The following is a 26078-nucleotide window of genomic DNA, read 5'->3' on the forward strand; positions in this document are numbered from 1 at the left end:
CCTGAACTCGCCCGATGGGCAAAACGAAATTGAGCAGTCTATTATCCGGGCTATCAATAATTATCGTAAGGCTATAGGGGCGTTGTAAGGACGCAGTTTAGAAATCAGGATGCTTTTCGACTCACCCTGGCATCGATACGCTTGCCATCCCTCTCTTCGCCTGCGGCGGAAAGAGGGAGTTTGGATGTGAATATAATAATTTAGTCCCTCTTTAAGGCGAAGCCGAAGAGAGGGCAGTCCAGCGAAGCGTAGACGGGTGAGTCGACTATATATCATGCCTTCATGGCTATTACTTTTTGGAGAGAATATGTATATTACTCCGCTTTGTTAAATTGCATTATAAAGTTATATTCGGCTTCAACAATTCCAAGCCGATGGTAAACCTGTTCAATTCACGCAAACTTTTCGTAAAAGTAATATGCCTAATGCTGTTCGTAACTCAGGCTCAGGCACAGGTTAAGGAGCAGGGCATTATTCCAGAGCCTTTCAAAATACAGAAAAATACAGCGGTGTTTACGTTTAACCCATCGTCAGGTATTGCTATTGGTGCAGGTATCGATCCCGATAATCTGACTTTTTTCAATCAATACTTTCATCAGCTGGCTGGCTATCGCTTACCTGTCAGCAAATCGGCTAAGGCTATCCAATTAACTATCGATTCCAATAAAATTACGCAATCCGAAGGTTATAGCCTTTCGGTAACCGCCAAACAGATCAGCATAACGGGGCATGACCAGGCCGGGGTGTTTTATGGTTTGCAATCACTTATTCAATTACTGCACCCTGTAGCCGGAAAAGTAACCGTTCAGGGTTGTACGGTTGAAGATCATCCGCGTTTTGCTTACCGGGGCATGCACCTGGATGTAAGCCGCCACTTTTTCAAGGTTGATGCCATTAAAAAATGGATTGACCTGTTGGCCCTATACAAGATCAACACATTTCACTGGCACCTGACTGATGATCAGGGCTGGCGCATTGAAATAAAAAAATATCCCCTGTTGCAAAGTATCTCCGCTTATAGGGATGAAACCATTATTGGCCACAAAAGGGATAGCCCGCATCGGTTTGATGGCAAACGCTACGGTGGCTATTATACGCAAGAGGAAGTAAAAGCTGTAGTAAAATATGCGATGGAAAGACACATCAGCATTATTCCTGAAATTGAAATGCCCGGCCATGCACTGGCGGCGCTTTCAGCTTACCCACAATTGGGTTGTACGGGTGGGCCGTATAAAGCCGCTACCTTTTGGGGTATTTTTGATGATGTTTATTGCGCCGGCAATGAGGAAACATTCACCTTTTTACAAAATGTGCTTGACGAAGTATTGCCGCTTTTTCCATCGAAATACATCCATATTGGCGGCGATGAATGCCCTAAAACCAAATGGAAAACCTGCCCTAGGTGTCAAAAACGTATTAAGGATGAGCATCTGAAAGATGAGCACGAACTGCAAAGCTATTTTATTGGTCGTATGGAAAAATACCTGAACAGTAAAGGCAGGCAGATAATCGGCTGGGACGAGATTTTAGAGGGCGGCCTGGCCCCGGGTGCCACAGTAATGAGCTGGACAGGCGAGGAGGGCGGCATAGCAGCCGCCAAACAACACCATGATGCCATTATGACGCCCGAAAAATATGTGTACCTCGACTATTACCAGTCGCTTTACCCAAGCGAGCCGCTGGCAGGAGGTGGATATACACCGCTAAGCAAAGTGTATAATTATGAACCTATAGCCAAAGAGCTTACCGCCGACGAAGCCAAATACATTAAAGGGGTGCAGGCCAATGCCTGGAGCGAGTACATGGCCAGCCCGGCACAAGCCGAACATCAGCTGTTCCCTCGGATGCTGGCTTTGGCAGAAATAGCCTGGACAGATAAAGAGAATAAAGATTATGCCGGGTTCCTGAAACGACTGCGCTATCAACAACCGCTGCTTAAACAATTGAACATTAACTCCGCTAATACTTTTGATGAAGTTACCGACAGCGTTACCGAATCGGCTAATCATGAAGTGCAGCTTGCGCTGAACAGCACTTTACCCGGTGGCAGTATTTATTACACTACTGATGGCAGCGCACCTACTTTAAAAAGTAAAAAATATAGTAATCCTTTTAATATCACATCATCCGGAACGATTAAGGCTGCTGTTTTTAGCGGTGCAAAGCAATATGGCAGGGTGTATCAAAAGGAGTTTCATTTGCATAAGGCAATTGGCAAAACTGTAACGCTTACCAATCAGCCAAAAGGAGGGTATAACTCTGGCGATGTATCCGGTCTGGTTAACGGAGTATTTGGCAATAAATTATACAATGATGGTCAGTGGTACGGTTTTAACGGCGATGACCTGGAAGCTGTGGTTGATCTGGGAAAAGTTCAAACCATATCACAAGTAGGTATCAATATTTTAAAATACCACTGGCAAAAAATGTGGGAGCCGCAGGTGCTCACCTTTGAAACCTCGGCCGATGGGAAAAACTATACCGAAGTATACCGCCAAACTACCTTTGATGCCAACGGCATCAACCAAGTAAGGGCAACCATAAAACCGTTACAGGCCAGGTACGTAAGGTTAAAAGGTACCAACAAAGGCATCATCCCTCCGGGCGAGTACATTGCGGGTGCTAAAGCTTGGTTGCTTGTTGATGAGCTGATTGTAAATTAATTCCTGAAACAGGATTTACAGAATTAAAGAATGGGCAGAATTTTTGTCTGAACCAGGATTTATCAGATTTTTTCCCCTCAGCAGATAAGCTTCGGGCGAAAGCAGACAGAACATGGTGGGTGGTGCGGCTGTAGGGGCATAGCAAATATTTGCAGAAGCAAAGGTCGTGCGAACGAAGTAGGGCAACTTTTTGCAGCCCGTGGTTCTGGCTGCTTTGCAGAGTAAAGGCCTCGTGCGGCAAAGAAGCCTCTCTGCTGAAAGCATTTTTGTTACTTTTGATGCATCAAAAGTAATGGGCCCTCCCGCGGCCAAGAGCGGGTATGCGCCATGCATTACGCAGGAGATTGGTGGGTGAAAGATTCTTGCTTCACATAATTTGCACATCTGCACATCAATAATCACATCCCATATTTTTTTTCCTATTTTTATACCAAACACTAATGCATGCGTTATGTTGAAATAACAGAATGTTTAATATGCTATTTTTTTACCCTGACAGCATCGCAAGGATAACTACTCAATGAGCAAAGTATTTACAATAACCGAGGGTTTGGAGAATATGGGAGCTTTGCGAACGGGCGGCCAAGGCTCAGTTTACAAAGGGAGGCGCTACGGCCCTATCATTACTGCCATCAAGTTATTACCCACCCCAATCCATACCGAAAGTACCGACGATAAAAACTTCCGTAATTTTCAGAACGAGGTTGAAAAACTAAAAAAAGTAAACGAGGAGCCTAATCCTAATGTAGTCAAGATCTTAAATTCGGGCATTACAGAAAGCGGTTCGTTCCCCTTTATCGAAATGGAGTTTATTGATGGCCCTGATCTGGAAGATCTGCTGAAACCACCTCATGAACCCATTTTCACCATTAAAGAGATCATTAAACTTGCCGATCAGCTGGCCAATGCCTTATCGCACTGCCACAAGGTTTCGGTAAAGCATGGCGATATCAAGAGTAATAACGTAAAGTTCAATATCCATACAGGCAATTATGTATTGTTGGATTTTGGTTTGTCGGCCATGTCAGATGATCAGCGGCGCACCAGTATCAGGCATGCCGGGGCCATTGAATTTATGGCGCCCGAGCAAAACGAAGGACTTATGTATTTTCAAACGGATGTGTACAGTTACGGTATCATTCTGTATGAATTGATAGGCGGGCAAGTGCCTTTCCCGCTGCGCGATAACGGCGAAACATCCCGTAACGCGGTGATGCTGGCCCACATGGAAACCACCGTGCCCGACGTGATGGAACTGCGTAAAAACAACCTCCCCGAAAGCTGGAGCGAGCAGAAGAAGCAGCACGAGATGATGATTCCGGCATGGCTGCTTCAAATTGTAGCCAAATGCTTGCAGAAAGATCCGGCCGATAGGTTTGTGAATGGCATTGAACTGCAGGAAACCCTCATGTACAGCAGCATTGCCTCCATCAACGGCAACCAGGAGGATGATAGCTGGAATGCTTCGGTATTACTTAAAGAGAACGAACGCCTTCAAGGCTTGCTTTTATACTATCAGGAGGCCGAAAATAATAAAACCCAGCCCGCGGTAACCGCCGGTGCCGATAATCCGCTGCCCCCTGATGATAGCAAGCAGGTACGCATGTCAAAACCGGTATTTATAATATTTATGCTGTTGCTGTGCGGCTTTACCGTTTTTTCGGCCGCGGTGATGAGCAGGTTTGGCGGCCGGATATATCATGGAGTGCATGACCGAATCTTTAGTCCGGCGAAAAAGCCCGCTGATTCGGTTAATTCAACTAAACGCCCGGTAACTCCTAAAACGCAGAATCAGGATAGCGCAGTGCCGCAGGATACAGTTCCGACAACAGATGATTCGGGTATCCCGCCTGAGATAGATTCGCAGGCCGATTCTATTTTAAAGGGCATGAAGTACAACAAAGCAGGCAAAGAGGAACCGCAGTTTTACCGCGACAGCGCTAAAACAAAGGATACCTCTAATTTGAATTTTTAACGATAAAACGTTAACCAGTTAATCAATAACTTAAGTAACTGAATGGAATCTAAATCAACGTTTTGGCAAAAGATAGGGCTGCAGGATTGGTTTTTGCCCAATGGGAAACCCGCAAATGCCGCGGCCGAAAAAATAAAAGCGCTTACTCCCGATGATGTTTATATATACATCATCGAGAAATTTAAAGAATCAATAGGGCAGTTATCCTTTGCAGATAGGGTGGTATTTTACCATGAATTCATCATCAGTTTTAATGAGGAGGATTATCAGGAATTTATTAATAACCGCTCGGGGCTGTTTGGCATCATCGTAAATGAATCTGTTAAAAAGTTTTATGAGTTGCTGCGCGAGCACCAGGAAGTTGGGAAAAAGGTTGAGCCATCAAGTTCCAAATGGGTGTTCCGCCTGGTATCTCACCCGGATTATGCCAAGGGCGATAAGGGTTTTATTGGTAAGTTACTGCCCGGCAGCAATAAAAAGGAAGAGAACCTGCGCGTAACTTTTATTCCGCGCCATACGGGGGTAGCCCAAACGCTTGATATCAGTAACGATATACTTAAAGGTTTTACGTATTACAGCGAAGGTTATTATGAGTTGCCTTACGCTAATGATTTAAATTACAACGAAAAGGAAATAGCCAAACCCGGCGAAAAGGTTATAGCCCGCCTGGATACCATTATGCCCGATAAGCAATTTGTGGGCCGCAAGGTGGAATACCTGATGAAGGATGATGACATTGTGGTATCGGGCAATGAAGAAACCCGCGAGGAGCATGCCGTGTTTAAGGTACCAAGCGATTGGGTAAACACCCCGCACCTGCGTATCCGTTTAAATAAAGCAGATGGCAAGCTGTATCTATCGTCATTTGGCGAACGTACGCTGATCAATGAACAGGAAGTTACCCGCAGCGATGTTAATATGCCGCAATGGGTTGAGCTGCCTTTTAACTCTAAAATATTACTGAATGGCATCATAGGCATCAACATATTTAAACCCGAGGTATAATGTCACAAATATTATCATTTGGGCTGTTATCAATATGTGTTTTATTATTAGCGGCTCACTTTATCGACATAAAAAATTCCAGTAAAAACCATGACAAATAATTTTTTCGGAATAACAGATATTGGTAAGCAAAGGGATAATAACGAGGATACTTTTATTGCCCAGAAAGCTGATGATGGCAAGCACATTATTGCCTGTGTAATTGATGGTGTTGGAGGCTATTCGGGCGGCGAGGTTGCTGCCGATATAGCGCGCGAATGTATTTTGAATGAGTTGAGTTATATAGCTGGCGATGTTGTGCCACTCATGGTAAATACCATAGCTAAAGCTAACCAGCGCATATATGAACAAAAGCAGGGCAACAAGCAGCTCGAAAATATGGCCTGCGTATTAACGCTGGCTGTAATTGATATACCAAACAACCAGTTTCATTACGCCCACGTGGGCGATACCCGGCTTTATTTGCTGCGTGATAATTCGCTGATAAAAATATCCAAAGACCACTCCTTTGTAGGTTTCCTGGAAGATTCCGGGCGGTTGAGTGAGGAGGCCGCGATGGATCATCCTAAACGCAACGAAATCAATAAAGCCCTTGGCTTTAATCCGCAGATAGCTAAGGATCCTGATTTTGTGGAGACCGGGCATTCGCCATTCCTGCCCGGCGATTTACTGCTCATTTGCAGCGATGGCCTCACCGATCTGGTTGATAAAAGCCTGATCACAAAAATATTAACCGGCAGCGATACCATACAAGGCAAAGGTGAAAAATTGATAGATGCCGCCAACAACCGCGGCGGAAAAGATAACGTGACCGTTGTACTGGTACAAAATGATAAGGCTCCGCGCCAGCATAACGCTACCCGCCCGGCATCAAACTCAAAAGTGACCGAAGAGGTTATCGATCCATTGCTCCAACCCAAATTGCCAGAAGGCCCTGCCAAGTTGCCGGTAAAACAAAAAAGCAATCGCGGCACAATGGTGGTTTTATTCATATTGCTGGCATTGGCTATAGCAGGCTTTTTATGGCAATTTTGGCTTAATTACCAGTTAAAGCAACCCAACGCAACGATACCGCTTGCCGCGCCGATCAAAGTAAAAAACGCCGAAGAGTTAAAACTACAGGATACCATCAACAAGCTAAAAGGCAATACACTGATACTTTCTGATGCCGATTTTAAACAACCTATTTTGCTGAGTGATACGCTGCATATTCAAAAGGATAGCCTGTATATCAAGGCCAAAGGCAGCATCATTTTTAAGCGCGATTCGGCCTATAGCGGCCCGGGTATATCGCTGGCTGCCAACAGTAAATATGTGGTGCTGGATAGCATTGCTTTTGAAGGCTTTAACGTAGCTGTCGCAACCCGTAATGATGCCCTGATGTTAAAGCATGTAGTATTCAACAACTGTGCTGTGCCCGTGCAAACCTCTTATGTTTTTCCGCAAAATAAATTTGTTTCGGGCAGGTTGTTTGGTGGTATGTTTAAAATTGATACCTTATCAAAAACTACTAAATAATAATGGATAAGGGTACATCTAAAACTCCCGGCAGGGGACTGGAACGGCTGTTTTTATTTTTCATAACCGTTGTACTGGCCGTACTGTTTGGCAAGCTTTATACCGTGCTGCAGCAAAAGTTTGTTGATGTTGATAAGCGCCTGAAGGATGGTACTATCGTAAACCTCAATGCCCCGAATACCGCCCGTAACGTTGCCGCCTTATTGCAAAAAGGCTATTATTTTGATGATCCTAAAGATGTTGATTACATCCGGGCTACCGTAGCTTCCAAAGCCAATTTGGGCGAGCTGTTTGACAACGCCGGCGAGATCAACAAACGCAAATTCTTTGTAAATGCTGACGACGCTTTTGCCAACGGCGGTGAATCATTTAAAAAGCGGGTAATGGTATCGCGCTCATTATTGGGTTATACCGGCGAAGATTCCATCAGGTTTACGCAGGAAAGAAGTAGTCCGCCTCAATTGCCTGCGCAAACAGATCTTGGGCTTGGTCAGTTTAGTATTAACGGGATAATTATCAGACATAAAGATCAGCCGATTGGCGGCGTTTTGGTAAGGCTAAACATGATATTGCCGCAGGATAGTATTGTTTCCGACGAGGAGATCACCTCAAGGAGTGCCACCACACAAACCACCAAAGCCTACAAAAAAGTTTTTGTGATTAATGCCGATAAAAAGCGTCAGCTACAATCGTTAACTGCTTTTGCACGCACGGACGAAAGTGGCCATTATGCGTTTAAAAACCTGCCTACAGGCAAAGCCTTTGAGGTGCTGCCGCTGCAACCCGGGTATGAGTTTGGACGTTCGCAGGGGGTAGTTGAGCTGGATAAGGATAAAACCTTAAATTTTGTTCAAACCCCGCACTCCATCAAACTGCTTTCCACCCGCGATTTTAATATCCTTAAAAAGGAGGGTGCTTTTATTGTTCGCACGCAGGATGAATTTAACCAATGGTACTGGATAATCGCGGGCAGCTTTTTTATCGGCTTCCTCATTATTCACCTGCTGCTCAGCGTGCGGTATCCACATGCCGATCAATTGATATTGCCGTTGGTGATGCTGTTAACCGGTATCTCGTTTTTAACCTTGCTATCACTGCAAGACCCATTACGGGATCGTTTCCTGGCTAAGGATACGCTGACATACTTAGGCATCGGCGTAGTAGGTATGTGCCTGCTGCAGTTTTTTAACCTGCGCCGTTTCAATGCCGATTCAACCCTGTACCGCCTGCTGTTTTTTAAAGGACTACGCAGCGCGGCCAATGGCTGGCCCTGGGCCTTGGTAGCTATGGCGCTATTGTTCAGCACCATTTTGTTTGGTACAGGCCCCGAGGGTAGCGGCGTAAAGGTAAACCTGCTGGGGGTGCAACCCAGCGAAATTGTAAAATACCTGATCATGATTTTCCTGGCTGGCTTTTTTGCCGCTAACGAAAAATTTATCAGCCAGTACGCCAGTTGGGGCAAACGCTGGTCATTCTTTTCCTTCGCGCTTATCGCCACTATAATTACGCTGCTCCTGTTTTTGGTACTGGGCGATCTGGGGCCGGCGATGGTGATCTGTTTTACATTCATCATCCTGTTTTCCTTTTCCCGTGGCGATTTCATGTACATGGCTGCCTACGTATTGCTGTTTGTACTAGCCACCTGGTTTTTTGATAATGTATGGCTCAGCGCTGCCATCACCTTTGGTATCTGGGGCGTTGTAGCATTCTGGAAACCGCGCCTGCTTAGCGAATCGGCTTTCATGGCGCTCATCGTGATCACCGCGTTTTTAACTATTGATAAAATACCCGGTCTGGATAAAATTATCCCCGGCCCGGTAGAGCGTTTGGTTGAGCGTAAGGCTATTTGGCTGGATGCCTGGAACAACGAAGTTTATGGCGGTGATCAGGTAGCTAACGGCCTTTGGGCTATGGCCAGCGGCGGCTTAAGCGGTACCGGTGTAGGGCAGGGTTTTGCAAAAACCATTCCTGAGGCACATACCGATATGATATTGCCTTCTATAGGTGAAGAGTTTGGCTGGGCAGGTATGGCCGCTATTTTTATACTCTTCCTGCTGTATCTGCACCGGTCTATCATTATAGGGCGGCAAACGGGTACTCCTTTACTGTTTTACCTCAGCGCAGGGATTGGTGTATGTAGTTTTGTGCAGTTTATATTGATAGCAGGCGGATCGATAGGTGCTTTGCCTTTGTCGGGCGTATCATTGCCTTTTGAAAGTTACGGCGGTTCGTCACTGGTTATTAATATGATGGCTGCTGGCTTTTTGCTGTCGGTATCATCAGTAAAAGGTACAGCGGTTCAAATGAGTTTTATTACCAAACAGCAGGATAAAAACCTGGTGCCTGCGCTGGCTGCCGCGTTGGCTGCCGTGGTGCTGCTCACCATCAATGTATCGCGCTATAGTTCTGACAATATTCATTGGGTGGTAAAACCCGCTCTGGTGGCCGATAAAAGCGGTCTGCGGATGTTTAGTTATAACCCGCGTATTGCTATTTTAATGAATAAACTACAGGCAGGTTCATTGCTTGATCGTAATGGCCTGATACTGGCCACCAGCAAACCGGCTTTAATAGAGAAGCAAAAAGAGAAACTGGCATCAACAGGGCTAATGCACTACAACCTGGACTCGGCCATGCACAAGAGGCTGGATAGGTATTATCCTTTTGAAGAAAATATGTTTTTCTGGACGGGCGATGACAATACAGGTGTGTTTAACGGCAGCACCAATGGTTACTTTGGTGAGTATGAACACGCCGCCGAACTGCGCGGTTTTAAAATGCCGGTAACCAGCTATAACGTAAAAGCCTCCCGCTACCAGGAAGACCGCTTTTTGCCTCGTGGCGTAAAGGAAATGGTGGTGAACAAGCGTGACTACAGCGCCATAGCGCCGCTGCTTTTAGCCGATATTAACGGTCCTGAGATAGCTGCCTTCAAAAATAAAAATCGAGATGTGCAGCTTACGGTAGATGCTGAGCTGCAAACCAGTATACAACAATCTATAGCCGCTGATACTTCTTTGCTGGATAATCGTGTTTCGGTAGTGATCATGGAGCCCGCTACAGGCGATGTATTAGCTTCGGCAGTGTACCCCTTGCCCCCGGTGCATAACTGGGATCAGCTAACCATGTCACAATCTGATCAGAATAAACTGGCCACCTGGATGACCACTACCGATCTGGGCTTTACCTATGCCTCGCAACCGGGATCAACGGCTAAGGTGTTAACAGCTATGTCGGCATTTAATAAGCTGGGGATAGATGCCTCTAAAGTGGTGTACCATGTAAGTATGAATGAGCGTATCCGTACCAAAGGTATTGAACCGGATGAAACGGGCATGATCACGATGGAACGGGCCATAGCCAAATCAAACAACGTATATTTCATTAAGCTGGCCAACCAGCAGCATCTGGAAGAGTACATGGTAAACCTGTATTTAAAAACGGGTATGTTTTTGCATGGTGTAGGCGGCTATTATTATAACAAACCTGCCGACAATGAGGCTCAGGAAGAAAAATGGCGTACCCTGTGGCGCAAAACTGAATTTAATACCAAACCAAGATATGATCCTAACAACATTCATAAAACCAGGGCTAAAGGTATCTCGGGTATGGCCTGGGGGCAAGGCGAATTGATTGCCACACCGGCATCGGTAGCCAGGCTGGTATCGGGCGTAGCCAATGATGGATTATTAAGACCTAACCGTTTTGCACTCAAGGTAAATGATACGGTAATAGCCGTTAAGCCGGGTATTAAACTGGCCGAAAAGCCGGAGTATGCCGCTTTGCTGAAACAATATATGATTGCGCAAAGCGCGCCAAAAGTGCCTATATTGCACATAGCGGTAGCGGGTAAAAGCGGTACGCCTGAGCGTATTGTAAAAAACAAAAGTGTGAACGATGGCTGGTACGTATTTTTCGCGCCGGAGGCAAAGGGTACAGGTAATATGGTGGTTTGTATCCGTATAGAATCTACCCGGGGATCATCAGATGCCGTAAGGTTGGCGGGTAACCACGTAATTCCTTTTCTGCTGAAAAAGGGTTACATGAAAAGTTTCGAGCCGGAAAAAGTAGTAAGGGTTGAAAAGGTATTGCCACCTGAACAGCCTGAAATTGCCCCGGAAGATACCGCATCAACAGAAGAAGTAAATCCATAATAAAACGATAATAAGCATGGCGTTCAATTTATTCAGAAACAAGGGAGAGAAACGCGAGTGGGATGTGAAGAGCCTGCGCGAAACCCTGTTACGTTTTATAAAAGAAGCATTACAAAAAATAGAAGGTGGCGAAGGTGGCCACATCAAGGAGCTGCTACTCTACGTAGCTGCTGATCAGGATGATAAGCACATTTATGAAGGCGCGGTTTATGTGCATGATAAAGAAAAATTCAGGAATGAGGTACAGCGTATAGCCGATGATTATGCACTCGATCTGCCATCGGACTGGACAATAGAGGTGATCTTTGGCGATGATCTGCCTGCAGAAGCTGCTCGAATCCCCAACACAGATGCTGCCTTCCTGATGCACACCCGCAGGCAGGTGCAGCACAATGCCGCCTCGGCGGTAGCCTACATCCGGATACTGAGCGGCGAAGCCGAGCAGGAGGAATACATTATTAAAGCTACTGATGATAAGATCAACATTGGCCGAGATAAAAAAGCGGTGACCGATAATGGTTCGTATCGATTGAATAAGCTGGTGTTCCCGGCCAGCAGCGATGATGAAAGCAACCGTTTTATTAGTCGCCAGCACGCGCACATTGAATGGAATAAGGATACTGAATGCTTTATGATATTTGCCGATGAAGGCGGTGTGCCACCTCGTAACAAGACCAAAATCCATGTAGCGGCCGATGGTAAAATGATCAAGCTGAACTCTACCCAGATAGGCCACCCCATGAGTGAAGGCGACCAGGTAATCCTCGGTGAATCTGCCGTATTCTTATTTAGTACCAAAGCTGAAGGTTAGTTTGGGAACTCTCTTCCAACGAAGACTTACGAAGTTTTCAAAACTTCGTAAGTCTTACTTCAACGGATTTTTTTCTTGAGCTCGTCTGTGACGAGTTTTTCCTTGCGCTCGTCTGTGACGAGTGCTTCATATGGCTTAGCGATTGCATCGCGCGCATACAATTGTTTTTTCTTATCCTACATCAAGTGTAAACCTCGTTTTCTGCGGTAAATTTGAATATCAATTCAAACGAAAAGGAACACAATGGAAAATACAATAAACGGCATACACCACATCACCGCCATTGCCGGCGGCGCTAAAAAAAACTACGATTTTTATACCCGTATACTGGGTTTACGCATGGTGAAAAAAACGGTGAACTTTGATGATCCGCAAACTTACCATTTATACTATGGCGATAAGGTAGGTACCCCTGGCACCATCCTTACCTTTTTTCCGTGGAAGGGCATCCAGTCAGGCAGGAGAGGTGCACGCCAGGTTACCGAAATTGGTTACAGTGTACCCGAAGGCAGTCTGGATTTTTGGTTGAAAAGGTTTGAAGATAACAACGTGATCTATAACAAACCGTCAGAAAAGTTTGGTGAGCAATATCTTACCGTGCTTGATCCGGATGGGTTAAAACTGGAGTTGATCGTACCTAAAACTGCCGATAATAGGTTGCCCTGGGAAACAGCCGAGGTAAAGGCCGAAAATGCGACCCGTGGTTTCCACAGCATTACCATCACTACCAATAAAATAGATGCTACCGCTAAAATATTAACTGGTGTATTTGGTTACCGTCTGTTGGAGCAGCATGTGAACCGCTACAGGTTTGTAACCGACGCGGTAGATAATGCCGCCATAGTTGACCTGGTTGAAGTAGCTGGTGAAATGGCAGGCCATGTAGCAGGTGGCTCAGTTCACCATGTGGCATTTCGTGTTAAAAACGAAGCCGTGTTGATGGAGTACCGTGAAAAAATTGCCAGTTTGGGCTTACATATCACCGATAAAATAGACAGGAATTATTTTTACTCCCTGTACTTCCGCGAACCAGGTGGCGTGTTGTTTGAACTGGCAACGGATAACCCAGGTTTCTCCGTTGATGAACCGGTTGAGCAATTAGGTCAGGGCTTAAAATTACCTGCCCAATATGAAAACATGCGCGAAGATCTGGAAAAATCATTGCCATCATTGGTATAATAAAACGGCACTGTTCATTCACCGAAAAAAGGAGAGTGAACAGTGCTTATATTGATTCTTATTTGTACATAGATATGTATATTCATCATAAACAAATACTTACGGCAGGTGTTCCGGCCGAAAAGGCAACTAAAGCTATCATTATGCTGCATGGCCGCGGGGCATCGGCGGCAAGTATTATCACCTTAAAAGATCATCTAAAGCTTGATGGTTACGCCATTTTCGCACCACAAGCTACCGAGCATAGCTGGTACCCTTACAGCTTTATGGCGCCGGTAATTAACAACCAGCCCGCGCTTGATTCGGCGCTAAGCATTATTGGCGATCTGGTGGAGGATATCAAACAGCAGGGTATAGCACAGGAAAATATTTATTTCCTCGGCTTTTCGCAAGGCGCCTGTTTAACCCTGGAGTATGTGACCCGCAATGCAGGTCGTTACGGCGGCGTGATAGCCCTTACAGGCGGCTTAATTGGCGAGCAGCTGATCAACGAAAATTACAAAGGCGATTTTAACCAAACCCCGGTACTCATTACCACCGGCGATCCTGATACCCACGTACCGGTAAGCCGGGTGAATGAAAGCAAAGCCATTATTGATGCGCTTAATGCCAGCGTGACCCTCAAAATATATAAAGGCCGCATACATACCATCAGTGCCGATGAGTTACAACTGGCTAATGGGGTATTGAACTAATAGTTGTGAAAATTAAAGAAAGCACGGCTTTTCGACTCACCCCGACATCGCTGCGCTTGTCGCCCCTCTCTTCGCCTGCGGCGGAAAGAGGGGTTTTTCTTTTACTTTTTTTCTCCGCCCTCTTTCCAGCGAAGCTGAAGAGAGGGTAGTCCAGCGCAGCGTAGACCGGGTGAGTCAATTGTACGCCATATAACTTTTAAGATTATGTCTTCTTGAATTACTCCTCCTGAAAGCGACCCTTTTTTGCTCTAAACGCTATACTTGCAAAACACCAATAATCGTAACAATAAGTATAAAACATATCGTATAACATTCATGGCGCTAACCAACTTTTGCGCATGGATATTGTAACAAATGAATCATATTCGGGTGTGTGGCGTAAAAAAAATGCAGTAGGTTCAAACAAAATCGTTCTAAAGCTATATTTTAATAGCATGAATTACATAACCAAAAAGGGCGCGCTCCAAAAGGCATGCTTAAGTATCGTTATATTATTTTTTCTTCAACTAAAAGGCTTTTCCCAGGTTCAGAACGTTCCCGTTAATCTCCGTGTTGATAACCTGATATGCGAGTATAAAATTAATCCTATTTCTGTTGACGCAGCCAACCCCCGCCTAAGCTGGAAACTGATAACCACCGACCGAAATATAGAGCAAACCGCCTACGAGATACGTGTTGGCAGTAATGCCGTATCGTTAACCAAAGCAAAAGATATTATCTGGACATCGGGCAAGGTACTGTCAGATCAGTCGGTACATGTGTATTATGGCGGACCAACGCTCACCTCACGCCAGAAATGCTACTGGCAGGTGCGTGTATGGAACAACAAGAACCAGGTAAGCCCCTGGAGTATGGTAAACTTTTGGAAAATGGGTTTGCTAAAACCAACCGACTGGACAGCTAAATGGATACAGAACACTTACCAGTCAGATACTACCGGAGGTCCGAGCCCCATGTTTCGTAAAGCGTTCATATTAGATCATAAAATCCGGGCTGCACATCTGTACATCACTGCGCACGGCGTATTCGAGGCGCAGATAAATGGCAAACGGGTGGGAAATGATTATTTTACCCCGGGTTGGACAAGCTATAACAAACGCTTACAGTATCAGGTATATGATGTTACCTCGCTGTTAAAAAAAGGCGATAATGCCACCGGTGTAACCCTTGGCGATGGCTGGTATCGTGGATATACTTACAACCGCCGCAAAGATGTTTACGGCAAAAAACTGGCCTTGTTGTATCAGCTGGAGGTGGTTTACACCAATGGCAAGCGGCAGATCATTAGCTCAGATAAAAGCTGGCGGGTGGCTTATGGGCCTATCCGTTCATCCTCCTTTTTTGATGGTGAGGTTTATGACGCCCGGAAAGAAAAAGCCGGATGGTCTGAGCCCACTTACCGCAACCTGACCTGGGATACTGTAAAGACCGACGAAACCATTAAAGATAACCTGATAGCTACATCGGGTCCAACGGTAAAAAAACATGAGAAGTTTTTACCGCTCAAAGTGTTCAATACCCCCGAAGGCGACCGTGTGGTTGATTTTGGGCAGAACCTGGTAGGATGGGTGCAGTTTAAACTCAAAGCCAAAGCAGGCGATACCATTAAACTTTTTCATGCTGAGGTACTTGACCAAAAAGGCAATTTTTACACCAAAAACCTGCGTACCGCCAAACAGGAAATTACTTATGTTTTTAAAGATGATAGCACGACAACCTTTGAGCCTCATTTTACTTTTCAGGGTTTTCGTTTCCTGAAGGTGGTGGGTTATAAAGGTCCGCTTGATTCAACTAACCTGGCTGCTTACGCGCTGTATTCAGATATGGCGCAAACGGGTAAGTTCTCTACCTCAAATCCGCTGGTTAATCAACTACAGCATAATATTCAATGGGGGCAGAAAGGGAATTTTATTGATGTACCTACTGATTGTCCGCAGCGCGACGAGCGTATGGGCTGGACGGGTGATGCCCAGGCCTTTTGCCGTACCGCTACATTTAACATGGATGTAGCAGGCTTTTTCACCAAGTGGTTAAAAGACCTCTCGGCCGATCAGCATAAAGATGGGGCGGTGCCTTACGTAATTCCTAATGTGCTGGACAGCGTATCGGCGGCGGCCTCGGGCTGGAGCGATGTGGCTACCATAGCTCCCTGGAACATTTACCTGGCCTACGGCGATAAACAGGTATTGCAACAGCAGTACGAGAGCATGAAGGCCTGGGTCGGCTACATTCAGCAGCATAGTCGCAATTATCTTTGGGATACCGGTAACCACTTTGGCGACTGGCTTTTTTATGCCGGTACCAACTATGAGGATGGTGCAGCCCTTACCGATAAAAACCTGATAGCACAGGCATTTTATGCTTATTCCACACAATTGTTGATCAAAGCGGGCAAAGTTTTAGGCCGCAGCGATGATGTTCAAAAGTATACCCTATTGCTGTACAATATCAAAAAGGCTTTCCTGGCCGAATATGTGACACCTAACGGGCGCATGATATCGGGTACGCAAACATCATATGTACTGGCGCTTAATTTTGATATGCTGCCCGAAAACCTACGCGAATCAGCAGCAAAAAGGCTGGTGCATAATATTGAGGATTACGACGAGCATATCACTACGGGCTTTTTGGGTACGCCCTATATATGCCATGTGTTGAGCCGTTTCGGGCATACCGATATTGCTTATGATCTGCTTATGAAAGAATCATACCCTTCATGGCTGTACCCGGTTAAAAACGGTGCTACTACCATTTGGGAACGCTGGGACGGTATTAAACCCGACGGCAGTTTTGAAGACCCGGAAATGAACTCTTTTAACCATTATGCTTACGGCGCTATTGGCGATTGGATGTACCGTGTAATAGCCGGTATCAACACGGATGAAGGCGATCCGGGTTTCCACAGCATATTGATTGCCCCACGGCCGGGAGGTAAACTGAGCAGCGCGCAAGCCGAATTGGAAACGTTATATGGCAAGGTAAAATCGGCCTGGAGTATTGATAACGGTACTTTTACGCTGGATGTTATTGTGCCGCCAAATACTACCGCCACTGTTTTACTGCCATCGGTAACAGATCAGATAACCGAGGGTGGCGTAGATATCAATACCGTAAAGGACATTACCGATATTAAAAAAACAGGTCACGACGCGCAAATGAGCATTGGCTCGGGCACTTACCATTTTGTTTATACTATGAAAACTTACGGTAAGCATAATAATTAATCAGCTATGTTAGAGCATAGGAAAAAACTTGTCATTGCGAGCATAGCGCGGCAATCGCGAACTTTACAGGGAGGTCTTTATAGTTCGCGATTGCTTCGTTCCTTACAGCAATGACATTGTTTTTCTGGCCGCCAATGTTGGTGTTATCATCAACATTATTTCGCTTGTTGGAAAACTATAGGTATTCGGAAGAATTAAAAAAGGTGAGGGTAGGTGCGATTCCCTCCCTTGGGAGGGTGTAGGGAGGGGTTTTACAGGACGAGGTTATCGTTGAAATGTCTCATAAACCCCTCCCTGCCACTGCACAGTTCTACCGCACCCCTCCCGGGGGAGGGAATTAAAAAATCTGCGCCAATGGGATTAATTATAAAAGCTTATTAACCTGATACCCATAACCTAAAACCGGTTCAACAGTCACACTCTTTACAACTTTCCACTCCTTTAATTCCTCGATAAAAACAGGAATTTCCAAACCAGATTTTATAGCGGCCTTCGTATAAAAGGCTGACCGGGTAGGGTGATCAGGCGAACATCCGTTAAACAGGTAGCCGAAAGCTTGCTTATCTAAAATGACCATACTCAGGCCAATGCAATCGTCCAAATGTATGAGGTTAACGGGCGCGTTGCCGTTGGCTATATCTTTTTTACCCGCAAAAAAGCGGCCCGGGTCACGGCCGGGGCCAATCAATCCAGCAAAGCGGATAATGGTTGTTTTAAAGGATGTTTCATCTCTGAAAAGATCTTCGGCTTGCAGCAATATTTTGCCCGCTTCGGTATTGGGTTGTGGATCGGTGTTTTCAGTAACTTCGTAATTCAAATCAGCATAAACACCGGTCGAGCTGATAAAAACCACCTTTTTAACATCATGTTGCTTGATGGCCCGGATGATGCCCTGAATCTTGGGTATGAAAGCAGCGCCCTCACCTGAGCGGCTCTTTGGTGGAATAGCAATGAATAGTACATCGCAATCAAAAAAAGCAGCATCGTAATTTTCTGACCCGACCGAAAAGTTTACTACATATGGATCGATGCCATCGGCTGCCAGCGCCTCCGTTTTTTGTGCCGATGTGGTTGAGCCTTTAACCTGATGCCCCGTGGCGATAAGTGCCTTTGCCAGCGCCAGGCCGTACCAGCCGCAACCTAAAATACTGATGTTCATTGGTGTAGTCATCGCCTTGTTGTAGTTTAATTTTAACGGATTGGCGCAAAGGTAATTAAATATATGGAGGCATTTTGGGCTGTAATTATGTGCGTATTCGCTAAACTTTTTGCTGCTCGTAATCGTTGTTGTTGTATGAAAAAAGAGATTTTAGCAACATCTGTGGTTTTAGGTTTGGGTTTAACCGCGCTGGCCATACACGCCGGCTGCAAGCCTCTTGAAACCGTAAAATACGTAGAATTAAAAAAATATATGGGTACCTGGTTTGAGATAGCTGCCTTTCCGCAGCCATTTGAAAAAGGTTGTATATGTACGTCGGCCACTTACGGATTGGCCGAGGATGGCTCCGTAATTGTTAAAAACCGTTGTATTAAAGATGATAAATTAAAAGTAACTGAAGGCCGCGCTTTTGTTACCGATCATACCAATGCCAAATTAGATGTGCAATTTTTTTGGCCATTTAAAGGCAAGTACTGGATAATTGATTTGGCTAAAGATTATAGTTACGCGGTGGTAGGTCACCCTAATCGCAATTACCTGTGGATACTGAGCCGCCGCCCAACACTTGATGAACAAACTTATAATGAATTGGTAGTTCGTGCTGCTGATAAAGGTTTTGATGTACGAAACCTGGTAAAAACCGCGCAGATAGCTGATGTATCAAGCATATAACTATTAAAGGTAATTAATGCAAAAGACGCATATGATGCGCCTCTACGGTTAAATTAATTTGTAGAGACGCATTACATGCGTCTTTGTTTATGCTGAAAATATTAAAAACGGTATCCTAAAGTAAGGAAGGCGTTATTATTGGTCTTTTTAAAGTTTGCTGTCGGGTTTCCGGCATCAATTAGGTAGGGGCTTAAAAACTCAGAACCTGTTACGTGAGCATAAGCAGCATCAATATAATAGGCACCAAAGCGCAGGCCTATACCACCGGTAACGGTTTTGATATCGCCTGTTACATCGGTAGCGGTACTGTTGTTTTTAAATGGGCTGCCTTGCTGGCTGTAACCACCGCGCAGGTAAAACATACTGGTAACGCGGGCTTCAGCACCAACGTGTACATTGATGGTTGAACGGTAGTCGGATTTAATTTGGGCGATATCTGATGAATTATCAAAATCCTGGTTGCTGCTGATGTTGGCGCTGGCATAATCAATATACTCTACATCGCCGCTGATAAAGCCATATTTACCTATAAAATAAGCCGCGCCGCCAGCCAGTTTAAGCGGTGTACGCATGTTATAGGTAAATGTGCTTGAACCTAACTCATCGCTTTGCTGGGCACGGCCGCTAATGTTAGTTGTCAGGCCTTCATTATAGCTGTCATCAATACTGTAATAGGTGGGCGAAGTAAAGGTAAAGCCTAAGCGTAATGCTTCAACAGGTTTATAAATAACACCCAGTTTAATATTGGCACCATTACCTCTTGTCGACTGGCTTTGTACATAAGCCGAATTGAAATCGGTAGGTACACCCACAGTACCGCCATTCGGCGGGATAGAAGCTGAACCAATTTCTGAAAACTGGCGGAAATAATCATACCTCAGATCGGTAATAGCCACGCCCACGCCTATATATAGTTTGTTGCTATAATTGGCTCCAAAAGCAAAATCAAACTCCGATTGACCGCCTACTCGTGTAATTATTCCATTCTGATTTACGGGTAAAGATACCGTACTTGCAAAATCAGGATTAGTATTTGTGCCAAAGTTATCTACAATGCCATGATTATAAGCCCAGCCGCCCAGCGCGTCGTTAGGGCGGTTGTTAGCAATACCCGCGAAATAATCAGATATAGAGTTTTTAGGGTTACTGCCGCCGTAATTAATATTCTCATAAAAATTATTGGTACGGCTGTAGCCCGCGCCATAGTTAATGCTTAACCAGCCCTTGCTTTTATCACGACCCTTCGCGGTGTTCAGCTGCTGATAAATTACCACCGAGGCATTATTTAAGTTTCCGTGATTGTTGGTAGTATTAACCTGTGGCCCTAAATAAGTTGAATTTACCTTGGAGCCGTTAAACTCCGGTGTGATGCTGAATTCAGAGTGTGTAAAGAAGCCCAAACCTGCAGGGTTGCCGCTGATAGCGCTCAGGTCGCCGCCTATGGCCGTACCCGCGTTACCGATGGCTTTAATGCGCGACGTAGAACCGTTTTGAAAGGTAGAGAAACGCACCACATCCTGCGCATACTGCGCAAAGCTATTTTTAGTAATGGCTACTATAGCAATTACGGTGAATAAATATTTTAGTTTCATAGAAATCGATAAGGGTGATAAAATTATGGTCTGCCTGGTCTGCCGCCACCGCCGCTGCTACCTCCGCTTGAGCTTCTGGAGCCCCCGCCGGAATTGTTTGACGGTGTTGATGTACGATCGATAGTAGGTTGCTGCATAACGGGCCTTGGTTCCTGCGTGCGTGTTGCCTGGCTCGCGCCTGGGCGTGTTGGGCGCGCGTCTGTACGTGCAGGGCGTGCAAAGGTGTTGTTAACACCACGGCCGCCGGGTATATAACCTATACCGCTGTTGGCAGGTGATACACGTGATCCAAATCCCGGTGAGCGCGGAACGTTACTGCCTCCGCTGCTATACCCAATGCCACGATTAGGGCGTGGTGTGCCGCCGGCGTAGTAACCACCCCAGCCACCGCCATAAAATCCGCCGTAGCCCCAAAGGCCTCCCCAGCCATAACCTAAGCCGTAGCCTAAACCCAGTCCCCAGCCGCCATAACCCCAGCCGCCGTATCCATAACCTAAGCCCCAGCCACCATATCCATAAGGAGAGTAACCATAACCATAAGGCCCGTAATTGAAGCCAAGACTAAAGCCATTATTAAAGGCGTAATTGCCATAGCCGTAGTATAAATTATCGTAATAACTAAAAGGGGAGTAATAGTTGAAACGGTTTATGCGTGAAGCGTAATCATCATAATAAAAATAATCATCGTCATCATCACTGTAGGCCTGTTCCTGGCTTATGTTAGGATTTTGATTATCAACAGCCGCGTAAATAGGGTCGGTACCGGCTTTGGCGTTTGAAAAGTAAACGTCGTCACTGCGTTCGGTATTTGCCAGTTTTGTTGTTGAGCAGGAACTCAGCGCCAGGGCGCCGATCAGAAAAATTCCTATTGCAATGTTCCGTTTCATGTCAGGTAAGTAAAAAGTGCAAGGTCAATTAACTTTTAAATTTATAAATTTGGCGCAATATACAATAATTGTATAGCCAATATCTATATTACAATCAGTATGAGCAAAGGTGTTATTAGTAAAGACGAAGATTATTCACAATGGTTTAACGACCTGGTAATTAAATCTGACATGGCCGAGTATTCGCCGGTTAGGGGATGTATGATCATTAAGCCCTACGGGTACTCCATATGGGAAAAAATTCAGGCAGTGCTTGATGGCATGTTCAAAGAAACCGGTCACAGTAACGCTTATTTTCCGCTGTTAATACCCAAAAGCTTTTTTAGTAAAGAGGCCAGCCACGTTGATGGCTTTGCCAAAGAATGCGCTGTAGTTACGCACTATCGCCTTAAAAATGATGGCGACGGAAATATCATAGTTGATGAGGAAGCCAAGCTGGAAGAAGAGCTGATCATCCGCCCTACATCAGAAACTATTATCTGGAACACCTATAAAGGCTGGATACAATCGTATCGCGACCTTCCTATCCTGGTTAACCAGTGGGCCAACGTAATGCGCTGGGAAATGCGTACCCGTTTGTTTTTGCGCACCAGTGAGTTTTTGTGGCAGGAAGGTCACACCGCCCATGCTACATCTGAAGAAGCTATTGCCGAAACCGAGCAAATGCTGAATGTATATGCCGATTTTGCCGAAAACTGGATGGCGCTGCCCGTAGTAAAAGGCCGCAAAACTGCCAACGAGCGTTTTGCAGGTGCTTTAGATACTTATTGTATTGAGGCTTTAATGCAGGATGGTAAAGCCTTGCAGGCAGGTACATCACACTTTTTAGGACAGAACTTTGCCAAGGCTTTTGATGTAAAATTCACCACCCGCGATAATAAGCAGGATTTTGTTTGGGCTACCTCATGGGGTGTTTCTACCCGTTTGATCGGTGCCCTGATCATGGCCCACTCAGATGATGCCGGATTAGTGTTGCCTCCAAAACTGGCTCCTATACAGGTGGTTGTGGTACCTATTTATAAGCACCAGGAAGAACTGGATAATATTTCAGCCTACGTTGCCGGCTTGAGCAAAGAGCTGAAGGCTAAAGGCATCTCGGTTAAGTTTGATAATCGTGATACCCACCGCCCGGGAGCCAAGTTTGCCGAGTACGAACTGAAAGGTGTGCCATTGCGCGTGGCCATTGGCAGTCGTGATATGCAAAACGGAACGGTTGAATTGGCCCGCCGTGATACAAAAACCAAAGAGACAACCAATCAGGAAGGTTTGGCGCAAACTATTGAAGCTTTACTGGAAGAGATTCAAACTAACATTTATAAAAAAGCGTTCGATTTCCGTGCGGAAAACATGGTTGAGGTGGATACCTGGGATGAGTTTAAGCGCATGCTTGATGAGCAGCCGGGCTTTATCAGCGCCCATTGGGATGGCACATCAGAAACAGAACAAAAAATAAAAGAGGAAACTAAAGCGACAATCCGTTGCATACCTTTGGATAACAAACAGGAAGAAGGCAAGTGCATCCTGACAGGCAAACCCTCAACACAAAGGGTATTGTTTGCAAGGGCGTATTAGGCTCGGGTCCATAGTTAATGGTCGATAGTCCATAGCTGTGAGCGATTTGTTTTTTTACTATGGTCCATTGACTATCGACTATGGACCGTGCTAACGCACACCACATATGAAATTCGCAACTAAAGCAATACACGCAGGGCAGGAGCCCGATCCAACTACGGGCGCTATCATGACGCCGATATACCAGACATCAACCTACTGGCAAAAATCGCCGGGGGATAATAAAGGGTTCGAGTACTCGCGTGGTACCAACCCCACCCGTAAGGCGCTGGAAGACTGTTTGGCCGCGTTGGAAAACGCTAAGTTCGGTCTGGCATTTTCGAGCGGTATGGGTGCTACAGATGCGGTAATGAAACTGCTGGCTCCGGGCGATGAGGTAATAACCGGGAACGATCTTTATGGTGGTTCGTACCGTATTTTTACCAAGATATTTGCCAATTATGGTATCAAGTTTCATTTTCTGGATCTGTCAAACCCGGAGATCATCCGCGAGTATACCAACGATAAAACCAAACTGGTTTGGATCGAGACGCCAACAAACCCTACCATGCAGGTGGTGGATATTGAGGCCATCGGCAAAATAACCAAAGAGAAAAATCTGCTTTTTGTAGTGGATAATACCTTTGCTTCGCCGTACCTGCAAAACCCTATTGATCTGGGTGCCGATGTGGTAATGCATTCAGTAACCAAATATATCGGAGGCCACTCCGACGTAGTGATGGGTGCCCTGATGCTGAACGATGAGGATCTATACAAAAGGCTATGGTTCATTTATAATGCCTGCGGTGCTACACCGGGTCCTATGGATAGTTTTTTAGTGCTTCGCGGTATTAAAACCCTGCACCTGCGCATGAAAGCTCATTGCGAGAATGGCAGGCAGATAGCCGAGTTCCTGAAAACGCATCCTAAGGTGGAGAAAATATACTGGCCGGGCTTTACCGATCATCCTAACCATGAGGTGGCCAAAAAGCAAATGCGTGATTTTGGCGGCATGATCAGTATTGTACTGAAAGGTGCCGATCTGCAGGAGACTTTCCGTATCGCATCTTCGTTCAAAGTATTTTCATTGGCCGAGTCATTAGGCGGTGTAGAATCACTGATCAATCACCCGGTAAGTATGACCCACGGTTCTATACCAAAAGCCGAGCGCGAAAAAGCCGGCGTGGTAGATAACCTGCTGCGCCTGAGCGTAGGGGTAGAAGATATTGAAGATCTGCTGGAAGATTTGAAACAAGCGCTAAGCTGAAGCCCCCCGACCCCCTAAAGGGGGAGGGAATAAGGTACATATGGAAAATTGGATAGAGGAAGTTATAACTAAATGGCAGTTGGAAGGGGTTAGATTAAACCCTCCGGCTGCCATTTCGGATATAGAAGAGGTAGAGTCTATTTTAGATTTTAGGTTTCCCGAAGATTTTAAAGCATTTTATTCAGTTATTAACGGTTTTGATGGTTTAGATTGGCAAGAACATATGTTTACTTTTTGGCCCTTAAAACTAATTATTGAAGACTTTGAAGCTGCATCTGATAAAAGCTTTATTGGATTTTGCGATTTTTTGATTAATAGTTATAGTATAGGTTTTGTGAGAAATAGAGACGGTATTTTTAAGTCGTATAATTATATTGAAAATAAAGAAAGCATAGCCCGATCATTTGAAGAGGTAGTAGATATGATAAATTCTAATAACGATCTTATCTATTAGTATGAATCTTAAACACGCTAATCAAGAACTCCCCCTTCAGGGGGCTGGGGGGCTTAAGTACTTCCTCGACGCCAAGGTTGCCCAATACAACCGTCCTGAGTTTATTGAGAACGACCCGATATCGATACCTCACCTGTTCAGTAAAAAGCAGGATATTGAGATCATGGGCTTTTGGGCGGCTACCCTGGCCTGGGGGCAGCGTGTTACCATCATCAAAAAATGTAAGGAACTCATAGCCCTGATGGAGGGCGAACCCTATGATTTTATCATCAACCATGAGGAGCCTGATCTGAAAAAACTGCTCAGCTTTAAGCACCGCACTTTTAATGATATTGATACGCTTTACTTCATAGCGTTTTTCAGGCAGCATTACGAACGGTTTGAATCATTGGAGGATGCGTTTGTGCCCCCTTCAACAGATACTGTCATTCTGAGCGAAGCGAAGAATCTGTCTGCGAATAGATCCTTCGTTCCTCAGGATGACAAAATAAGTGGAAGGGGCCGGGGGGCCGAAGCTGCTCTGAACCATTTCCGCTCCTATTTCTTTTCCCTGCCTGATTTTCCGCACCGGACTATGAAGCATGTGTCGTCGCCATCGCAAAAATCAACCTGCAAGCGCTTGAATATGTTTTTGCGATGGATGGTCCGTAAAGATGATTGTGGTGTTGATTTCGGCATCTGGAATCGTATTACACCTGCTGAGCTGATCTGTCCACTTGATCTGCATGTGGATAGGGTTTCGCGCAAGCTTCTGCTTATCAACCGTAAACAAACCGACTGGCAAACCGTCCTCGAACTCACCGACCGCCTGCGCCAGTTTGATCCGCTCGATCCCGTAAAGTATGATTTTGCCTTGTTTGGTTTAGGGATCGAGGAACGCTGGGGCGTGCAGTTTTAATGACTCAATATGTCACGAGGTACGAAGCAATCGCGAACTGTGTAGTGTAGACTTGTAGCGTTCTCGATTGCCACGCTATCACTCGCAACGACAAATTTTCATCTTTTCGCCGCAGGCAAAGAGAGGATGGTCGAGCATAGCGATGACCGGGTGAGTAGAACTCCCCGTGGGACAATATATCGAATAAACAACTCACCCCACCTGCGCTTCGCTGGGCGACCCTCTCTTCAGCTTCGCTGGAAAGAGGGTGAAAAAATATTTTCTTTGCTCCCTTATCTTTTGTCCTTCATCGTTTTTCCCTTGCCCTCTTTCCGCCGCAGGCGAAGAGAGGGGGGGTGAGCGAAGCGACGACCGAGTGAGTCGTTTTTTTTTGT

At 45.5% G+C, this 26078-nt stretch carries 17 protein-coding genes; 14 read left to right on the forward strand and 3 right to left on the reverse strand.

The window, feature by feature from the left end; genetic code table 11:
• Positions 1-425: 425 nt before the first annotated feature.
• From AAGC65_RS06605 to AAGC65_RS06645, 9 genes are all read left to right on the forward strand, one after another.
• Positions 426-2663 carry a family 20 glycosylhydrolase gene (locus AAGC65_RS06605; protein ID WP_343111633.1) on the forward strand — a complete coding sequence of 746 codons (2238 nt, stop codon included), beginning with the start codon at positions 426-428 and terminating at the stop codon, positions 2661-2663.
• A gap of 520 nt (positions 2664-3183) precedes the next feature.
• Positions 3184-4638: a serine/threonine-protein kinase gene (locus AAGC65_RS06610; RefSeq protein WP_343111634.1), complete on the forward strand. Its 1455-nt coding sequence runs from the start codon at positions 3184-3186 to the stop codon at positions 4636-4638.
• A gap of 42 nt (positions 4639-4680) precedes the next feature.
• Positions 4681-5643, forward strand: a complete 963-nt coding sequence (locus AAGC65_RS06615; RefSeq protein WP_343111635.1) for a hypothetical protein — start codon at positions 4681-4683, stop codon at positions 5641-5643.
• Between the two features lie 90 nt (positions 5644-5733).
• Positions 5734-7161 (forward strand): protein phosphatase 2C domain-containing protein, encoded by a 1428-nt coding sequence (locus AAGC65_RS06620; protein WP_343111636.1) that lies wholly within the window; start codon positions 5734-5736, stop codon positions 7159-7161.
• A 2-nt stretch (positions 7162-7163) separates the two neighbouring features.
• Positions 7164-11315 (forward strand): FtsW/RodA/SpoVE family cell cycle protein, encoded by a 4152-nt coding sequence (locus tag AAGC65_RS06625; protein ID WP_343111637.1) that lies wholly within the window; start codon positions 7164-7166, stop codon positions 11313-11315.
• A gap of 16 nt (positions 11316-11331) precedes the next feature.
• A complete protein-coding gene (locus AAGC65_RS06630; RefSeq protein ID WP_343111638.1) occupies positions 11332-12126 on the forward strand; it encodes an FHA domain-containing protein in 795 nt (264 codons plus the stop codon).
• 243 nt (positions 12127-12369) lie between these two features.
• Positions 12370-13305, forward strand: a complete 936-nt coding sequence (locus tag AAGC65_RS06635; RefSeq protein ID WP_343111639.1) for a ring-cleaving dioxygenase — start codon at positions 12370-12372, stop codon at positions 13303-13305.
• A 74-nt stretch (positions 13306-13379) separates the two neighbouring features.
• On the forward strand, positions 13380-14000 hold the full coding sequence (locus tag AAGC65_RS06640; RefSeq protein ID WP_343111640.1) for a dienelactone hydrolase family protein: 621 nt from the start codon (positions 13380-13382) through the stop codon (positions 13998-14000).
• Between the two features lie 434 nt (positions 14001-14434).
• On the forward strand, positions 14435-17224 hold the full coding sequence (locus AAGC65_RS06645; RefSeq protein WP_343111641.1) for a glycoside hydrolase family 78 protein: 2790 nt from the start codon (positions 14435-14437) through the stop codon (positions 17222-17224).
• 364 nt (positions 17225-17588) lie between these two features.
• Here AAGC65_RS06645 and AAGC65_RS06650 read toward each other — a convergent pair whose 3' ends face one another.
• A complete protein-coding gene (locus AAGC65_RS06650) occupies positions 17589-18395 on the reverse strand; it encodes an SDR family oxidoreductase (RefSeq protein WP_343111642.1) in 807 nt (268 codons plus the stop codon).
• Between the two features lie 123 nt (positions 18396-18518).
• Between AAGC65_RS06650 and AAGC65_RS06655 the strand changes: the two genes are divergently transcribed.
• Positions 18519-19055 (forward strand): lipocalin family protein, encoded by a 537-nt coding sequence (locus AAGC65_RS06655; protein WP_343111643.1) that lies wholly within the window; start codon positions 18519-18521, stop codon positions 19053-19055.
• Positions 19056-19156: 101 nt separating this feature from the next.
• Here AAGC65_RS06655 and AAGC65_RS06660 read toward each other — a convergent pair whose 3' ends face one another.
• Together AAGC65_RS06660 and AAGC65_RS06665 are read right to left on the reverse strand one after the other, a co-directional pair.
• Positions 19157-20647 (reverse strand): outer membrane protein transport protein, encoded by a 1491-nt coding sequence (locus AAGC65_RS06660; protein WP_343111644.1) that lies wholly within the window; start codon positions 20645-20647, stop codon positions 19157-19159.
• Positions 20648-20670: 23 nt separating this feature from the next.
• Positions 20671-21534, reverse strand: a complete 864-nt coding sequence (locus tag AAGC65_RS06665; RefSeq protein ID WP_343111645.1) for a hypothetical protein — start codon at positions 21532-21534, stop codon at positions 20671-20673.
• Between the two features lie 99 nt (positions 21535-21633).
• Here AAGC65_RS06665 and proS point away from each other — a divergent pair, with 99 nt between their 5' ends.
• The 4 genes from proS to AAGC65_RS06685 all read left to right on the forward strand — a co-directional run bounded on the left by proS (position 21634) and on the right by AAGC65_RS06685 (position 25704).
• Positions 21634-23106, forward strand: a complete 1473-nt coding sequence (proS, locus tag AAGC65_RS06670; RefSeq protein WP_343111646.1) for a proline--tRNA ligase — start codon at positions 21634-21636, stop codon at positions 23104-23106.
• A gap of 106 nt (positions 23107-23212) precedes the next feature.
• Entirely contained in the window at positions 23213-24352 is a 1140-nt protein-coding gene (locus AAGC65_RS06675; protein ID WP_343111647.1) for a cystathionine gamma-synthase, read from the forward strand.
• A 40-nt stretch (positions 24353-24392) separates the two neighbouring features.
• Positions 24393-24806 carry an SMI1/KNR4 family protein gene (locus AAGC65_RS06680; RefSeq protein WP_343111648.1) on the forward strand — a complete coding sequence of 138 codons (414 nt, stop codon included), beginning with the start codon at positions 24393-24395 and terminating at the stop codon, positions 24804-24806.
• A gap of 1 nt (position 24807) precedes the next feature.
• Positions 24808-25704 (forward strand): TIGR02757 family protein, encoded by an 897-nt coding sequence (locus AAGC65_RS06685; protein WP_343111649.1) that lies wholly within the window; start codon positions 24808-24810, stop codon positions 25702-25704.
• The last annotated feature ends 374 nt before the right edge of the window (positions 25705-26078 follow it).

The organism is Mucilaginibacter sp. (assembly GCF_039207105.1).
In the GTDB taxonomy this organism is placed as follows: Bacteria; Bacteroidota; Bacteroidia; order Sphingobacteriales; family Sphingobacteriaceae; genus Mucilaginibacter.

Excerpts from the sequence above, each read along its gene's own strand:
- AAGC65_RS06605 (WP_343111633.1), top strand. The coding sequence starts at position 426 with ATGCTGTTCGTAACTCAGGCTCAGGCACAGGTTAAGGAGCAGGGCATT.
- AAGC65_RS06610 (WP_343111634.1), top strand. The coding sequence starts at position 3,184 with ATGAGCAAAGTATTTACAATAACCGAGGGTTTGGAGAATATGGGAGCT.
- AAGC65_RS06615 (WP_343111635.1), top strand. The coding sequence starts at position 4,681 with ATGGAATCTAAATCAACGTTTTGGCAAAAGATAGGGCTGCAGGATTGG.
- AAGC65_RS06620 (WP_343111636.1), top strand. The coding sequence starts at position 5,734 with ATGACAAATAATTTTTTCGGAATAACAGATATTGGTAAGCAAAGGGAT.
- AAGC65_RS06625 (WP_343111637.1), top strand. The coding sequence starts at position 7,164 with ATGGATAAGGGTACATCTAAAACTCCCGGCAGGGGACTGGAACGGCTG.
- AAGC65_RS06630 (WP_343111638.1), top strand. The coding sequence starts at position 11,332 with ATGGCGTTCAATTTATTCAGAAACAAGGGAGAGAAACGCGAGTGGGAT.
- AAGC65_RS06635 (WP_343111639.1), top strand. The coding sequence starts at position 12,370 with ATGGAAAATACAATAAACGGCATACACCACATCACCGCCATTGCCGGC.
- AAGC65_RS06640 (WP_343111640.1), top strand. The coding sequence starts at position 13,380 with ATGTATATTCATCATAAACAAATACTTACGGCAGGTGTTCCGGCCGAA.
- AAGC65_RS06645 (WP_343111641.1), top strand. The coding sequence starts at position 14,435 with ATGAATTACATAACCAAAAAGGGCGCGCTCCAAAAGGCATGCTTAAGT.
- AAGC65_RS06650 (WP_343111642.1), bottom strand. The coding sequence starts at position 18,395 with ATGACTACACCAATGAACATCAGTATTTTAGGTTGCGGCTGGTACGGC.
- AAGC65_RS06655 (WP_343111643.1), top strand. The coding sequence starts at position 18,519 with ATGAAAAAAGAGATTTTAGCAACATCTGTGGTTTTAGGTTTGGGTTTA.
- AAGC65_RS06660 (WP_343111644.1), bottom strand. The coding sequence starts at position 20,647 with ATGAAACTAAAATATTTATTCACCGTAATTGCTATAGTAGCCATTACT.
- AAGC65_RS06665 (WP_343111645.1), bottom strand. The coding sequence starts at position 21,534 with ATGAAACGGAACATTGCAATAGGAATTTTTCTGATCGGCGCCCTGGCG.
- proS (WP_343111646.1), top strand. The coding sequence starts at position 21,634 with ATGAGCAAAGGTGTTATTAGTAAAGACGAAGATTATTCACAATGGTTT.
- AAGC65_RS06675 (WP_343111647.1), top strand. The coding sequence starts at position 23,213 with ATGAAATTCGCAACTAAAGCAATACACGCAGGGCAGGAGCCCGATCCA.
- AAGC65_RS06680 (WP_343111648.1), top strand. The coding sequence starts at position 24,393 with ATGGAAAATTGGATAGAGGAAGTTATAACTAAATGGCAGTTGGAAGGG.
- AAGC65_RS06685 (WP_343111649.1), top strand. The coding sequence starts at position 24,808 with ATGAATCTTAAACACGCTAATCAAGAACTCCCCCTTCAGGGGGCTGGG.